Genomic DNA, 705 nt, shown 5'->3' on the forward strand with positions numbered 1-705 from the left:
GGGGTGGTGCGCGGTGGTCGGCCGAGGTGGAGGTGCTGGATCAGGAGGGTGCGGTGCTGGGCACCTTGGTCGCGAGCGGCTCGTCCCGGTCGCCCGGATGGCCGGCGGTGGTGCGTACCGTGCTGGGGCTGGCGGTGGCGCCGCTGACCGCCTGGGCCGCGCAGGAGCGGCTGCGGGCCTCCCGCGAGTTCACCACGCAGTCGGCCCTGGCCGAACGCCTCCTGGCCGAACTCGCCGGACGGGCTGAACCCGCCGGATCTGCCGGACGCCCGGGACACGCTGAACCCGCCGGACCCGCCGGGTCTGGCGAACCTCCTGGACCCGCAGGGCGAGCTGAACCCGCAGGACGTACCGGACCCGCCGAGTCTGGCGAACCTCCCGGGCCTTCCGTACCCGCCAGAGCCGGGCGCGCTGAACCCGCAGGACGTATCGGACCCGCCGGATTCGCGGAACCGGCCGGACGAGCCGAATCCGCCGGACCTGCCGGACCTGCGGGGCCCCCAGAGCGGGGTGAGCGCGCTGGTGGCGTGGCGCGGGGTGGAGCGCTGGGTGATGCGTTGGCGGAGGGGGGTGGGCCGAGGGCGGTGGCGGTCGCGCTGGGGTGGCCCGTGCGAGGGCCCGTGACCGGTTACCGGATTCGGCCGATGGCGGAGGCGGAGGACGATCAGCTGGTCCAGGCGCTGGTCACCGCCACAGTGGGTCAGG

1 protein-coding gene is annotated in these 705 nt (G+C 75.5%); it reads right to left on the reverse strand.

Going from position 1 to position 705, the window contains the following annotated elements; genetic code table 11:
• Positions 1–40: 40 nt before the first annotated feature.
• Positions 41–196: a hypothetical protein gene (locus ITP53_RS55655; RefSeq protein WP_195903533.1), complete on the reverse strand. Its 156-nt coding sequence runs from the start codon at positions 194–196 to the stop codon at positions 41–43.
• Positions 197–705 lie beyond the last annotated feature (509 nt).

Source organism: Nonomuraea cypriaca (assembly GCF_015645445.1).
Classification (GTDB): domain Bacteria; phylum Actinomycetota; class Actinomycetes; order Streptosporangiales; family Streptosporangiaceae; genus Nonomuraea; species Nonomuraea cypriaca.